11 protein-coding genes and 3 pseudogenes are annotated in these 13,435 nt (G+C 65.6%); 12 read left to right on the top strand and 2 right to left on the bottom strand.

Annotated elements, in window-relative coordinates:
• The first annotated feature begins 10 nt into the window (after positions 1 to 10).
• The 12 genes and pseudogenes from A2G96_RS30340 to A2G96_RS34205 form a co-directional block, all read left to right on the top strand.
• A complete protein-coding gene (locus A2G96_RS30340; protein ID WP_062803815.1) occupies positions 11 to 1,249 on the top strand; it encodes a thiolase family protein in 1,239 nt (412 codons plus the stop codon).
• Between the two features lie 9 nt (positions 1,250 to 1,258).
• On the top strand, positions 1,259 to 3,388 hold the full coding sequence (locus A2G96_RS30335; RefSeq protein ID WP_062803814.1) for an FAD-dependent oxidoreductase: 2,130 nt from the start codon (positions 1,259 to 1,261) through the stop codon (positions 3,386 to 3,388).
• Entirely contained in the window at positions 3,385 to 4,560 is a 1,176-nt protein-coding gene (locus A2G96_RS30330; protein WP_062803813.1) for an acetyl-CoA C-acyltransferase, read from the top strand. The genes A2G96_RS30335 and A2G96_RS30330 overlap by 4 nt, the downstream gene beginning before the upstream one ends.
• A 45-nt stretch (positions 4,561 to 4,605) precedes the next feature.
• Positions 4,606 to 5,889 carry an acyl-CoA dehydrogenase family protein gene (locus A2G96_RS30325; protein ID WP_062803812.1) on the top strand — a complete coding sequence of 428 codons (1,284 nt, stop codon included), beginning with the start codon at positions 4,606 to 4,608 and terminating at the stop codon, positions 5,887 to 5,889.
• A gap of 119 nt (positions 5,890 to 6,008) precedes the next feature.
• Positions 6,009 to 6,794, top strand: a complete 786-nt coding sequence (locus tag A2G96_RS30320) for an SDR family NAD(P)-dependent oxidoreductase (protein WP_062803811.1) — start codon at positions 6,009 to 6,011, stop codon at positions 6,792 to 6,794.
• Positions 6,795 to 6,810: 16 nt separating this feature from the next.
• Positions 6,811 to 7,614, top strand: a complete 804-nt coding sequence (locus A2G96_RS30315) for an SDR family oxidoreductase (RefSeq protein WP_082819190.1) — start codon at positions 6,811 to 6,813, stop codon at positions 7,612 to 7,614.
• Positions 7,615 to 7,665: 51 nt separating this feature from the next.
• Positions 7,666 to 8,709, top strand: a complete 1,044-nt coding sequence (locus A2G96_RS30310) for an NADP-dependent oxidoreductase (protein ID WP_197672310.1) — start codon at positions 7,666 to 7,668, stop codon at positions 8,707 to 8,709.
• A 132-nt stretch (positions 8,710 to 8,841) separates the two neighbouring features.
• Positions 8,842 to 9,252: an acyl-CoA thioesterase gene (locus A2G96_RS30305; protein WP_062803808.1), complete on the top strand. Its 411-nt coding sequence runs from the start codon at positions 8,842 to 8,844 to the stop codon at positions 9,250 to 9,252.
• 414 nt (positions 9,253 to 9,666) lie between these two features.
• Positions 9,667 to 10,740, top strand: coding sequence for an aromatic ring-hydroxylating dioxygenase subunit alpha (locus tag A2G96_RS30300; RefSeq protein ID WP_062803807.1), 1,074 nt, complete (start codon positions 9,667 to 9,669; stop codon positions 10,738 to 10,740).
• Positions 10,737 to 11,702, top strand: a complete 966-nt coding sequence (locus A2G96_RS30295) for a PDR/VanB family oxidoreductase (protein WP_062803806.1) — start codon at positions 10,737 to 10,739, stop codon at positions 11,700 to 11,702. Before A2G96_RS30300 ends, A2G96_RS30295 begins: the two co-directional genes overlap by 4 nt.
• Before the next feature lie 50 nt (positions 11,703 to 11,752).
• Positions 11,753 to 11,876: pseudogene (locus tag A2G96_RS32920) on the top strand (transposase); the annotation flags it as partial.
• 304 nt (positions 11,877 to 12,180) lie between these two features.
• Positions 12,181 to 12,384: pseudogene (locus tag A2G96_RS34205) on the top strand (LysR family transcriptional regulator); the annotation flags it as partial.
• Positions 12,385 to 12,730: 346 nt separating this feature from the next.
• On the opposite strand, the pseudogene A2G96_RS34200 reads toward A2G96_RS34205, so the two are convergent.
• A pseudogene (locus tag A2G96_RS34200) lies at positions 12,731 to 12,868 on the bottom strand (4-hydroxybenzoate 3-monooxygenase); the annotation flags it as partial.
• A 13-nt stretch (positions 12,869 to 12,881) separates the two neighbouring features.
• Positions 12,882 to 13,253: a hypothetical protein gene (locus A2G96_RS30285; RefSeq protein WP_174549334.1), complete on the bottom strand. Its 372-nt coding sequence runs from the start codon at positions 13,251 to 13,253 to the stop codon at positions 12,882 to 12,884.
• Positions 13,254 to 13,435: the final 182 nt, after the last annotated feature.

The raw sequence follows: 13,435 nt of genomic DNA, 5'->3' as shown, positions 1-13,435 counted from the left end.
AACCTCCGACATGAATGACATCTACATTGCCGGCATCGCGATGACCGTCTTCGGGCGACACCTGGAGCGCTCGCTGGACAACCTGGCCCAGGAGGCGCTGGATGGCGCCCTGAAGGATGCGGGCTGCCAGGTCAGCGACATCGGCACCGCCTTCTATGCCGGTGCGACCAACGGTTACCTGCAGGGCCAGATCCTGGTGCCCGGGCAGGTCGTGTTCGGCAAAATCGGCATCACGGGGATCCCGACGTTCAACGTCGAGGCCGCCTGCGCCTCCGGCAGCACGGCCTTCCACCTGGCGATCCAGTCCCTGCGCGCCGGCAGCACCGACGTGGCGCTGGCGCTCGGCGTCGAGAAGCTGAACGTCCCTGATAAGGCGAAGATGTTCAGCGTCTTCCAGGGCGGTTGGGACGTGAGCCGGGGCGAGCAGAACCTGGCCGACATGCTGGCGCTGGGCGCCGGCGTCGAAGTACCGCCAGGCTCCGAGTCGGACAAGCCGTACAGCGAAGTGATGCAGGTCTACGCATCGATGTGCCGCTACTACATGAAGACCTACGGCATCACGCAACGGCAGGTCGCCGCGGTGTGCGCGAAGAACCACAGCCACTCGGTGCACAACCCGTTCTCGCAGATCCGCAAGCCCTACACGATCGACGAGGTGCTCGCCGCGCCGCCGATCACCTATCCGCTGACGCTGCCGATGTGCGCGCCGGTGTCCGACGGCGCCTCGGCGGCCATCGTCTGCACGGAGGAGGGCCTCAAGCGCATCGGTGCCGACCCCCGCCGCTGCATAAAGGTGGCCGCCAGCGTGATGCGCAGCTTCACGCACCGCCGCATTGACCAGATCGAATTGGCCGCGGGCCGCCTGGCAGCGCAGCAGGCCTATGAGAGCGCGGGCGTCGGCCCTGACGACATCGACGTGGCCGAAGTGCACGACGCTTCGGCGATGGGCGAGATCCTGCAGGCCGAGAACCTGCAGTTCGTGGCGCCCGGCGAGGGCGGTCCGGCGGCCGAACGCGGCGAGTTCACGCACGGTGGCCGCCTGCCGATCAACGTCTCCGGAGGCCTGGAGTCCAAGGGCCATCCGCTTAGCGCCACCGGCATCGGCCAGCTCTATGAACTGGTGACCCAGCTGCGCGGCGAGGCCGGCGCCCGCCAGGTGGAAGGCGCCCGCATCGCGTTGCAGGAAAACGGCGGCGGCCTGGCGGCGATGGAGGAAGCCGTCGTAGCGGTCCACATCCTGACCAAGTGAGGCGCCACGATGCCGGACCACTTTGACAGGCCCCACGCCGATCACGACGGCGTTCGGGTGATCGCGCTGGCGCAGCCGCCGCTGAATGTGCTGTCGCTGGCAGTGCGCCGCCGTCTGGCTGACGACCTGCAGGCTGCGCTGGCCGACGACACCGTGCGGGCCATCGTGCTGGCCGGCGCCGGCACGGCCTTCTGCGGCGGCGGCGACATCGCCGAGTTCGACACGCAGGCCGTGCTGCTGGAGCCTGGACCGGGCACGCTGATGGCGCTGATCGAAGAAGGCCCGAAGCCGGTGGTGGCCGCGCTGCACGGCGTGGCACTGGGCGGTGGGCTGGAGCTCGCGATGGCTTGCCATGCCCGTGTCGCGCAAGCGCAGACTTCTGTCGGCCTGCCCGAGGTGCAACTGGGGATCGTGCCCGGCGCCGGCGGCACGCAGCGCCTGCCGCGGCTGGTCGGCCTCGAACTGGCGACCGACCTCATCGTGCACGGCCGCAAGCGCACCGCACGCCAGCTGGCCGACAGCGGCCTTTTCGATCGCGTCACCGACGAGGCGCCGCTGCCGGCGGCGATCGAGCTTGCGCGCCAGCTGGCGGAGGGTTCCGTGGCCTTGCGGCGTACCGGCCATCTGCCGGTGCGGATGGAGAACGCCGAGGCCTTCCTCGCGTTCGCGCGCGGAGCGGTTAAGGCGCGGCCCGAGCTGCTCGGGCCACAGGCCTGCCTGGACTGCCTGGAAGACGCCGTCACGCGGCCCTTCCAGGACGGTCTGGCGCGCGAGCTGGAACGCTTCCACCGGCTGCGCGCGACGCCGCAAAGTGAAGGCCTGCGCCATGCCTTCCTGTCTGAGCGCTTGGCGGCCAAGATCAGCGATCTCGCGCCGGGTGTGAAGCCGCGCACGGTGACCAGCACCGCGGTCATCGGTGGCGGCACCATGGGCACCGGCATCGCGATGAGCCTGGCCAATGCCGGGCTGGCGGTGACGCTGCTCGAACGCGACCCCGCCGCGCTGGATCGGGCGCTCGCGACGGTGCGCAAGACCTACGAGGACGCGCAGCGCCGCGGCAAGCTGGCCGCCGAAGAGGCCGCGCGCCGCATCGCGCTGGTCAGCGGGGCGCTGTCGTACGACGCGCTGCGCGACACCGATCTCCTCATCGAAGCGGTGTTCGAGGACATGGCGGTCAAGCGCCAGGTGTTCGAGCAGCTCGACGCGGTGGCCAAGCCCGGCGCGGTGCTTGCCACCAACACCTCGATGCTCGACGTCGACGAGATCGCCACCTTCACGCGCCGCCCGCAGGACGTGCTGGGGCTGCACTTCTTCAGCCCGGCGCACGTGATGCCGCTGCTCGAGGTAGTGCGCGGCGCGCAGACGGCGCCCGATGTGCTCACCACCGCGATGGCGCTGGGGCGCCGGCTGTCCAAGACGGCAGTGGTGGCACGGGTCTGCGAAGGCTTCATCGGCAACCGGATGCTGACGCCGTACCTCGTGCAGGCCGGCCTGCTGGTCGAAGAGGGCGCGCTGCCGCAGCAGGTCGACCGCGCGATAGAGCGCTGGGGCATGGCGATGGGGCCGTTCCGCATGGCCGACATGGCCGGGCTCGACCTGGGCGCCAAGATCCGCGCGCAGTACCTCGAACGCCATCCCGACGTGCCGTACTCCGAGCTCAACCAGATCCTGGTCGACATGGACCGGCCGGGCCAGAAGGCCGGACGCGGCTGGTACGACCATGTGCCTGGCCAGCGGGCGCCCGTGCCCAGCGCAGCCGTGCAGCAGGCCATCGAGGCGCATTCGCAGCGACTGGGCCTGGTGCGGCGTCGCATCGGCGATGACGAGATCGTCGATCGGCTGGTGCTCGCGCTGGTGAACGAAGGCGCCCTCCTGCTGGAGGAAGGCATTGCCCAGCGCGCCTCGGACATCGATGTCGTCTTCATCGCCGGCTACGGCTTCCCGCGCTGGCGCGGCGGCCCGATGTTCGCGGCCGAACAGCGGGGCCTAGAAGACGTCGTGGCCGCGATGAGGCGGCTCGGCGCCAGCGGGCCGGCCTACCAGCGCCGCGCGCAGGTCTGGCGTCCCGCACCTTGGCTGAGCCGAGCCGCCGAACGTCGGCTCGGCTGGTCCTCTCTCACCGAAGCGAGCCCAGCATGATAGAAGCAGTCATCGTCTCCACGGCGCGCACGGGCCTGGCGAAATCGTACAGGGGCGGATTCAACCTGACCCATCCCGTCACCCTGGGCGGGCACGTCGTTCAGCACGCGATCGAGCGGGCAGGCATCGCACCGGGTGACGTCCAGGACGTGATCTTCGGCAGCTCCTTTCTGGAAGGGGCCGGCGGCCTCAACATGGCGCGGCAGGTCGCGTTGCGCGCGGGTTGTCCCGTCACCACTTCGGGCCTGACCGTCAATCGGTTTTGCTCCACCGGCTTGCAGAACATCGCGCTGGCTGCGCAACGGGTGATCGCGGGCGAGGGCGACATCTACGTGGCCGGAGGCGTCGAGTCGATCACGATGGTGCAGTCGCAGGCCAACCTGTTCAACCTGAAGGAAGCCTGGGTCGAAGCGCACAGGCCCCAGGTCTACTGGGGCATGTTGGAGACCGCCGAAGTGGTCGCCAAGCGCTACGGTATCTCACGCGAGCGGCAGGATGAGTACGGCTTGCGCAGCCAGGTGCAGGCGGCACGTGCGCAGGCCGAAGGCCGGTTCGCCGAGGAGATCGTCCCGCTGGCGACGCGCATGGCCGTGGTGGAAGCCGACGGCCGCATCGCCACGCGGGCCGTCACCGTCGATCGCGACGAAGGCATCCGCGGCGACTCGACGATCGAGGGCCTTGCTGCCCTGCGCGCCGTCCGCCCCGGCGGCGTGGTGACCGCCGGCAACGCCAGCCAGCTCTCCGACGGTGCCTCGGCCTGCGTGGTGATGAGCGCGCAGGCCGCGAAGCGGCGCGGTGTGCAGCCGCTGGGCATCTTCCGCGGCTTCCAGGTCGCGGGGTGCGAGCCCGACGAGATGGGGATCGGCCCGGTCTTCGCCGTGCCCAAGCTGCTGGCCAAGGCCGGCCTGGGCGTCGACGACATCGGGTTGTGGGAGCTGAACGAGGCGTTCGCCGTGCAGGTCCTGTATTGCCGCGACCGGCTCGGCATCCCGGATGACCGCTTGAACGTCGACGGCGGCGCCATCGCCGTGGGCCATCCGTATGGCATGAGCGGCTCCCGCCTGGTCGGACACGCCCTGATCGAAGGCCGCCGGCGCGGCGTGCGCTACGTGGTCGTGACCATGTGTATCGGCGGTGGCATGGGGGCCGCAGGCTTATTCGAGGTTCTGTAGGACGACCGGCGCTGGCGAAATTTGCCAAGTCAAAAGGAGACGAAAATGCTGAAACTCAAAACTGAACTGCACTTGCCGGACGTTTGTCTGACCGGTTTCGAAACGCCGCTGTCTGAAGAGGAGCGCGCCGTTTTGGATACGCTTCATCGGTTTGCCAAGGAAGTGCTCCGCCCCATGGGCACGGCGCTGGACAAGATGACCGCGGAGCAGGCCATTGCCCCAGGATCGCCTTTTTACTCGGTTTTTGCAGAGTTCGCGAAGCTCGGCGTAGATCCCGCGCTGTTCGCTTCGCTACCAGCCGAGACGGCGTTGCGCATGGAATCGATGATCGCCGAGGAGCTCGGATGGGGCGACAGCGGGCTTGCTGTGTCGCTGGGCGTCGCCAACTTCCCTATGCAAATGGCTGTTGCGGCCGGCAAGCAGGAACTGGTAGAGCTGTGTGCCGGACGCATCGGGTGCTGGCTGGGAACGCAGCCCGACCGCGGCAGCGACTTCCAAGTGTTGGACATTGAACGCGATTGGCCCAAAGGCACGCCGGGTAATCAAGGCAACCTCTGGGCGAAGGTGGGCGACGACGAGATCGTGATCAACGGACAAAGCTCGGCCTGGGTCTCCAACGGCGCCGTTGCGCAAGTGGCGATCGCCTATATGGGCGCGGACTATGGCGATGGACGGCTCGACAAGAATGGCCGGCCGCACGGTGTCGGGGTGATCATCCCTCTCGACCTTCCCGGGGTCTCGCGCGGCAAGCCGCTTGAAAAAATCGGCCTGCGCGCGCTTCCTCAAGGGGAAATCTATTTTGACAACGTTCGTGTGCCAAAACGCTTTGCCGTCGCGTTGAAAGACGAGTTCTACGGCAATTTTGCTTCGGTGTGGTCTTACGCCGGAGCACACATGTCGCCCATATTCGTGGGCGTCGCCCGCGCGGCGTTCGAGATGGCGCTGCAGTACTGCCATGAGCGTAAGCAGGGCGGAAGGCTGCTGATCGATCATCAACTGACCCGTTATCGTCTCGGCGACATGCTGCGCCGGGTTGAAATGGCTCGCGCGACGTCTCGGCGCTCACTCGCGTTTGCACGCCTTTCGGAGCGGACCCACCCCTATGTCACCGCAGCCAACAAGGTGACGGTAACCGAAGAGGCGATGAAAGTGGTCCACGAGGCGCTGCAGCTTTTCGGCGGGGTGGGCACGACACGCGAATATCCCATCGAGAAGCTGTTCCGCGACACCCGCCCCTCCCTTATCGCGGATGGCGAGAGCTACACGGTGACCATGCGCTTTGGGCTTCTTTGTCAGCAGCTCTATGCGGAGGGTTGGTGCAATCCCTGATCCATCGAAATGCTGCGTAGGTACTCAAGCGCCTGGGTCTTACCTGCTGATCAGGCAGATCGCGGTCCTCTCAGGAACGCGTAAAAAAGATTGCAATGGCAGACACAAAGGAGACAAGCATGAAGTTGAGCAACAAGGTCGCACTGGTCACCGGTGCCGGCTCCGGCATCGGCCGCGGCACGGCACTGCGCCTGGCGGCCGAAGGCGCAAGCGTCGTCGTCGCCGATGTGCAACGCGCCAGCGCCGAGCAGACCGCGGCGCTGCTGCGCGAGCAGGGCGGGCGCGCCAGCGTCGAAGTGTTCGACGTGACCGACGACGCCGGCTGGGCCGCCGCGATCGCGCGTTCGGAGCAGGCCTTCGGTGCGATCCACATCGTATGCAACATCGCCGGCATCACGTCGCCGGTGGACTTCGAGGAACTGTCGCTAGAGAAGTGGAACCGCGAGCTGGCGGTGAACCTCACTGGCGTGTTCCTCGGCTGCCAACACGGCGTGCGTGCCATCCGGCGCAGTGCGCAGGCGGGCGCCATCGTCAACCTGGGCTCGGTGTCGGGGCTGCGCGGCGTGCCGAGCACGGTGGGCTACTGCGCATGCAAGGGGGGCGTCAGGGCGCTGACGCAGGCCGTGGCCATGCACTGCGCCCAGAAAGGCTACCCGATCCGCTGCAACGCCATTCTTCCGTCGTATGTCGACACCTCGATGTTCGACCCGGCCGTGCCGCTGTTTGGCGATCGCGCGACCATGCTCAACGCGTTCGCCCAGGACATCCCCATGGGACGTGTGGCAACGCCCGATGACGTTGCGCGTGCCGTCGTATTCCTCGTGGGCGACGACAGCGCAATGATCACCGGCACCGAGCTGATCGTCGATGGCGGGCACACCGCCCGACTCCCCACTCATTTTTGATCTTCAAAGTATGAACATGAACAAGATCGATGAAGGTACAGGCCGCGTGGCCGGCAAGACGGCGCTCATCACTGGCGGCGCCGCGGGCATCGGCGAAGCGATCGTGCGCATGATGTGCGCGCAAGGCGCGTCGGTGTTCATTACCGATATCGACGACGCCCGCGGCGAACAACTGGCGCGCGACACCGGTGCCCGCTACTGCCACCATGACGTGACGAAGGAGAGCGACTGGGCGCACGTTATGGCCACCATCGGTGCGGCCGGGCCGCTGCACATCCTGGTCAACAACGCCGGCATCGGCTCGGTGAACGGCATCGCCGATCCCGAGCACACGTCGCTCGCGGAGTGGCGCGAGATGCTGCGCATCAACGGCGAAGGGGTGTTCCTGGGCTGCCGCTACGGCATCGAGGCGATGAAGGCCCACGGCGGTGCGATCGTCAACATGTCGTCGATCGCGGCGCTCACGCCGATGCCGCAGCTGGCGCCGTATGGCTTCTCGAAGGCCGGCGTCGCGCAGTACACGCGTTCGGTGGCTTCGTACTGCCTGCAGTCGGGCTACCGCATCCGCTGCAACTCGGTGCATCCCGGGATGATGCAGACACGGATGCTCGAAGGGCTGTTCTCGACGTTGTCGCCCCAGGTCGGGGCCCCACCGGAAGCCCTGCGTGAGGCCTTCCTGTCGCGCATCCCGATGCGCGAGTTCGGTACCGCCGACGACGTCGCCTACGCGGTGCTGTACCTGTCCAGCGATGAAGCGCGATACGTGACTGGCACACGGCTCGTAGTGGACGGCGGCATCGAACTGACGCACGCCCCCTGAGGCACGCGGACCCAGAACAGAACGAACCCGATCAACACCCAGGAGATGAACGTGACCCGGAACTTGAACCAACCCGTTAACCGCCAATGGCTCATGAGCCGACGCCCCGTCGGTGACCTGTCCCCTGAAGACTTCCAGTACAAGGAAGGCCCGGTGCCCGAGCCGGGCGATGGCGAAGTGCTGCTGCGCACGCTGTACTTCGGCTTCGACGCGACCCAGCGGCTCTGGATGACCGAGGATGGTGGCTACATGCCGCCGCAAGCGCCCGGCACGCCGGTGCGCACGATGGGCATTGGCCAGGTCGTGACCTCGCGCCACCCGGATTACAAAGAAGGTGACCTGGTCGACGGCTTCATGACCTGGGAGGACTACCTCGTTGTGCGGCCGGAGAGCGGCCCGTGGCCGCTGCGCGTGCTGCCCAAGGCGAACTACCCCTTGTCGTGGAACCTCGGCATGTTCGGTGTGGGCGGGCTCACGGCGTACTTTGGCACGGCAGACGTGCTGCGCGTGCAGCAGGGGGACACCGTGGTGGTCTCGGCCGCCACCGGGGCCACCGGGTTTGTGGTCGGCGGAATCGCCAAGGCCCTCGGCGCGAAGAAGGTGATCGGCTTTGCCGGCGGCGCCGACAAGTGCCGCTGGATCGTCGAAAGCGGCCATTACGACGCGGCAATCGACTACAAGTCGGACGACATCGCCGTGCGGCTGCGCGAATTGTGCCCGGACGGCGTCGACGCCTACTATGACAACGTCGGTGGCGACATTCTCGACGAGATGTTCCTGCACATGAAGCCGCGCGGGCGCATGGTGATTTGCGGCGCGATGTCGCAGGGCTATGCGGACCTAAATTTCCAGGGGCCGAAGAACTACGGCCAGATCGTCACGAAGATGCTTCGCGTCGAAGGCGTGCATCTGTTCTACTTCGCCGACCGCATTGAACAGGGCGCGAAGCAGCTCGCCGAGTGGGTGCAGCAGGGCAAGCTTCGCGTCGAGGAGGACGTGCACGAAGGCTTCGAGAAAGCCCCTGCGCTCCTGATGTCGGTCTTCACGGGCAAGAACCCCGGCAAGCTCATCTTGAAGGCGGGCGACCCGGTATGAAGCATCGGGACGTCGGAGACCGAGTCTGTGTCGTGCTGCTGATCCTGGTCATCGCGGCGGGAGTGTTCGCTCTCGTCTCGATCGTCGGCAGCATGCCATGGTCGGATCTCGGCCGTATCCATTGAATGACCAATGAAAGAAGTCGTTTATACGATCAAGGTGGAGTTCGGTGACTGCGACCCCGCGGGCATTGTCTGGTTTCCGAACTTCTTTCGCTGGATCGATGCGTCCTCGCAGCACTTCTTCCTGGAGTGCGGCGTACCGCCCTGGCGCGAAATGGAGCGGACACTGGGTGTCATCGGAACACCTCTGGTGGATACACGCGCCACGTTCGTGAATGCCGCCAGCTACGGAGACACGCTGCGGATTCATACGTCCCTCACGGAACTTCGCGGCAAGAGCTTCGTGCAGCACCATCGCGTGATGCGCGGCGGCGATCTTGTCATGCAGTGCGAGGAGGTCCGCGTCTTCGCGCGGCGGCGCGAGGACGGCGGGATCGCGGCGGTGCCAGTGCCGCCCGGGATTCGCGCCGCTTTGGGCTGAGCAGTGGACGCCGAACTCGTAGAGGAAAGTAAGTCTGTGACAAACGTGCCGGTAAATGTATGGCTCTCGTTCGTAGCCGCCCGTGGCCTCCAGCACCAGCAGCACCACGCGCTTGCGCGCAAGCCAGCGCACGAGGTTGGCGTGACCGGCGTCGTTGATAGTGAAGCTGTGCGTCGTGGCATCCGAGCAACTGCCTGCTGAAGTTTGGATCAACCGACAGATATAAGGAGACAAATGATATTTTCGAATGGCGCCTGCGCCCCCGCCGATGCCGGCGAAATCACCGACAAGGGCTACATCAACTAGCGCGCCGTGCTTGCGCTGCGCGCAGACGACGTGAGCAGCCTCCATGCCGCCAAGCTACCGGCCGAGGTCATTCTTCCCACCCCCTTGCCCTTAGGAGGCTTCTTTGTCATGAGCACCTTCCTTCGCAACGTTTGGTATGTCGCCGCCTGGGACCACGAGGTCCCCGTCAATCGTCCGCTAGCCCGCACCATCCTGGGCGAGCGGCTCGTGCTGTTTCGCAATGACACCGGTGAGCCCCAGGCGCTGTTCGACCAGTGCCCGCATCGCTTCGCGCCGCTGAGCCGTGGCACGGTCGTCGACGGGTGCCTGCGCTGCCCATACCACGGGCTCGAGTTCAGGGGCGATGGCGCCTGCAGCCGCAACCCGCACGGCAACGGCGCAATCCCCAAGGCCGCACAGGTGCGCAGCTACCCGGTGGTGGAGCGATGGAGCGTGCTCTGGATCTGGATGGGCGAGCCGGGCCAGGCCGATCCGGAACTGATCCCTGAATTCCGAAGCATGGATCCTGAGACCCGGTGGGTCGGCAAGGACTACCTGCTGGCGCGCGCCGAATACCAGCTTGAAACGGACAACATCCTCGACCTGAGCCACATCGAGTTCCTGCACCCGGGCACGCTGGGCAGCGACGCCGTCAAGCAGGCGCAGACCGATGTGCAGCAGGAGGGCAATACGGTGTTCTCGCGGCGGCTGACGCGCAACGAGATCGTGACGCCCTCGCTGGCGCGGCGTTACGGCATCCCCGAAGACCAGCCGGTGGACCGTTGGCTCGATACGCGATGGAACGCACCGGCCGTGATGGAACTCTGGGTCGGCGTCGCGCCTGCGGGATCCCCCGATCCGCGCGCCGTAGGCAAGCAGGTGCCCTTCACCCATCTCTTCACGCCTGAGACGGCGAGCACCACGCATTACTGGTTCGCCACAAGCTATCCGCGGCGCATGGGCGAGGAAGGCCGGCTCCGGGCCGAAGCCGATGTCCAATACCTGCGCGAGCCCTTCGAGAACGAGGACCTTCCGATGCTCGAGGCGCAGCAGGCCGCCATCGGTGACTGTGATTTCTGGTCCATGAAGCCCATCCTCCTGCCCTCGGATGCAGCCGCCGTGCGCGCGCGGCGCGTGCTGACAGCGATGCTCAAAGCAGAAGAGCAATTCGCTCCGGAGCTACTGGGTGGAGGTGCCGCATGACGCAGCTGCTGAAGGTGCGCGTGGCACGAAAATCCATGCTGGCCGAGGCGATCTGCGGTTTCGATCTCGTGCCGTTGGTGAGAGAGTCCCTGCCGCCTTTCACGCCGGGTGCCCACATCGACGTGCACCTCCCCGGCGGCATCATCCGCCAATACTCGCTTTGCAACGACAGCGCAACGCCCGACCTGTACCGCATCGCCGTGTTGCGCGAAGCAGAAGGGCGCGGTGGCTCGGCGGCGATGCACGAGATCGTGCAGGAAGGTGACGTCCTCACGATTGGAGCGCCGCGCAATCACTTTCCCCTGGCGTCCGGTACCGGCAGCAGCATCCTCGTGGCCGGAGGCATCGGCATCACGCCACTGCTGGCAATGGTCCAAGAGCTCGCCAGCGCCAGGCGCGGCTTCGAGCTCCACTATTGCACGCGCAACGAAGCTCGAACGGCCTTCCGGGAGCTGCTCATGGAATCACGCTTCGCCGGCGGCGTGCATATCCACCGTGACGATGGCCCGGCCGACCAGCGCTTCGACCCGGCACAGGTGCTACAGCAGGCGCCGGGCGATGCCCATCTCTACGTTTGCGGGCCGGGCGGCTTTATCCAGTGGGTCTTGGACACGGCCACCCAGTGCGGCTGGTCGGAGGATCGGCTGCACAGGGAGTACTTCTCTGCCGCGGCGGTGTCCCGGACCGGATCCGACGCGGCATTCGACGTGGTGCTGGCCAGCAGCGGCAAGGTGGTTCGCGTCGCTGTGGGCCAGACCATCGTTCACGCGCTCACTACGGCGGGCGTGGAGGTGGCAACGTCGTGCGAGCAGGGTGTCTGCGGCACCTGTGTCACCCGGGTGCTCGATGGTGTTCCTGATCATCGTGACCTCTTCCTGACGCCGGATGAACAGGCGGCGAATGACCAGTTGACGCCTTGCTGCTCCCGCTCCAAGTCACCACGGCTGGTGCTCGATCTTTGACCTGTTCCACGCCTGTGTTGTCGGGCAGCTTGACGTGCTCCAGCGAACTCTGGGCGGGACTCGTGCCCAGGCAGACGAGCTCAGGTGGCAAGGTGAACCTGCACGGCATATCGAAGCGCGGCGACACGTACCTGCGCACGCTGTTGATTCACGGTGCACGGAGTGTACTAAGCCAGCAAACAGATAAGTATTCTGCGAACCAAAATATGCGCGATGAAATGGACGCCATGCAAAGGAACCGCGATGAAGCCGCGGCGTTGGCGAATGCCGAAGACGCCTCGGTCTGGCGTTGGTTTTCGGCGCTTCTTGAGGACCGCCGTGTGCGGTGGCGGTACATGTTTGGCTATTGGATAGTGTGCGTTGATCGGATGCGCGTGGCCTCTGAATTGACCTTCTACGATGCGATCAGGGTAGCCAAGGATGTGGCGGAGCATCGGGTTACCGGCGAAAAACGGCAACGTGTCCGCATTGGCGATTCCTGAGCGTTGCCAGGAACCGCGGCTTTCGCAAGGCGGCAGCGGAACTCGGGGTAACTCCGTCGGCCATCAGCCGGGCCGTGCGCGTTCTCGAACAGCGCATTGGCGCTGGGCTCTTCACGCGCACCACGCGCAGCGTTGGCCTGAACGGAGCCGGTCAGATTTTGGTGTGTCGAGGTCATGAGACGATTACGGAAATAACGTCCTATGACCGATGCAACAGTGACCAAGAAGAGCAAGAACCCAAAGGCGCCGAAGTGTGCCGACGCCGGAGCTGATTTTCGCTATGGGCGAGAACAGTTACAGCGCCGGGATTCAGGCTGCCGCTGCAATGCTTGCGGTAGTCGATCCTCCCAGTGCGGTGTTCTTGCCGCATCGTCTCGTCGTGCGGCAGTCAGCCTAAACGACGGCCCCATACCGCAAACTCGCGCCCGCTTCCCCGATTGCAGGGTTTTGGAGCAGGCGGCCTCGACAGCCTGCGGCGCATTCCGGCTCGCCGCACGAAAACACCGTTTGCGCTCACACAACCCGTGTGCAGGTTGCCGGCGATTCTCAAACCGGCACAGTGCCTGTGTAATTTTCCGCAAGCGCTGCAGACGCCGCTCGTGACGTCGTGACGTGTTCGTGTTCAGCGAGCTGCAAACGCTGCTCGAATGGCGATGCATCGTCGATACGATGCATCATCGAGGTCCGACGGGTCCACCTATTCGCTGTCGATGAAGCGCGACATCATGTCGAAATAGCTCGCATCGCGCGGAAACAGAAGGTCGGCCGGCTTGCTGTTGGCGTCGAGGACCCAGATACTGATGGCGGGCAGCGCCCACAGATAGGCTTGCGTCGCGCGCTGGAAGAGCAATTCGTCCTGCAACATGCGCGAGTTTTCTGGCATCGGATAGTCCTTCACGAATGGCGCGTCGGCGAGAGGGTCGTGGCGGGAGCCGGCTGTGCGATCGCGGCGCCGGAAAGCCACAACGCAAGCGCGGCCATTGCGATCGGCGTTGAGTGTGCCCGTCTTCCCCAATGTCTGGTGTGCAGCAGCGTCGAGCGGCTTCGGATCGACCTTGTTTCTGCCCATTCTCCATGGGCCAAGAAGGGCAGTTTCCGCGCTGCCGTCGCGACTTTATCTCGACGGCTCAACCTTCACCGTCCAGCCTTTGTCTCGCCAGCAGATAAGTGCTCCTTCTTCTCATTCAATCCGGTTTCCGCAGAGTCGGCATGTTTCCTTTGCGTTCGACCTAGTCGGATCGGGGTTTACGC

The sequence above is a fragment of the Cupriavidus nantongensis genome, from assembly GCF_001598055.1.
GTDB classification, from domain to species: Bacteria; Pseudomonadota; Gammaproteobacteria; order Burkholderiales; family Burkholderiaceae; genus Cupriavidus; species Cupriavidus nantongensis.
Note: the sequence above shows the minus strand (reverse complement) of the source record. Positions and strands in the feature narration are given on the sequence as shown.

What these genes read in the sequence shown, in the direction of transcription:
- A2G96_RS30315 (WP_082819190.1), top strand. Translation starts at nt 6,811, where the DNA reads ATGAACAAGATCGATGAAGGTACAGGCCGCGTGGCCGGCAAGACGGCG.
- A2G96_RS30300 (WP_062803807.1), top strand. Translation starts at nt 9,667, where the DNA reads ATGAGCACCTTCCTTCGCAACGTTTGGTATGTCGCCGCCTGGGACCAC.
- A2G96_RS30295 (WP_062803806.1), top strand. Translation starts at nt 10,737, where the DNA reads ATGACGCAGCTGCTGAAGGTGCGCGTGGCACGAAAATCCATGCTGGCC.
- A2G96_RS30305 (WP_062803808.1), top strand. Translation starts at nt 8,842, where the DNA reads ATGAAAGAAGTCGTTTATACGATCAAGGTGGAGTTCGGTGACTGCGAC.
- A2G96_RS30325 (WP_062803812.1), top strand. Translation starts at nt 4,606, where the DNA reads ATGCTGAAACTCAAAACTGAACTGCACTTGCCGGACGTTTGTCTGACC.
- A2G96_RS30335 (WP_062803814.1), top strand. Translation starts at nt 1,259, where the DNA reads ATGCCGGACCACTTTGACAGGCCCCACGCCGATCACGACGGCGTTCGG.
- A2G96_RS30340 (WP_062803815.1), top strand. Translation starts at nt 11, where the DNA reads ATGAATGACATCTACATTGCCGGCATCGCGATGACCGTCTTCGGGCGA.
- A2G96_RS30330 (WP_062803813.1), top strand. Translation starts at nt 3,385, where the DNA reads ATGATAGAAGCAGTCATCGTCTCCACGGCGCGCACGGGCCTGGCGAAA.
- A2G96_RS30285 (WP_174549334.1), bottom strand. Translation starts at nt 13,253, where the DNA reads ATGGGCAGAAACAAGGTCGATCCGAAGCCGCTCGACGCTGCTGCACAC.
- A2G96_RS30320 (WP_062803811.1), top strand. Translation starts at nt 6,009, where the DNA reads ATGAAGTTGAGCAACAAGGTCGCACTGGTCACCGGTGCCGGCTCCGGC.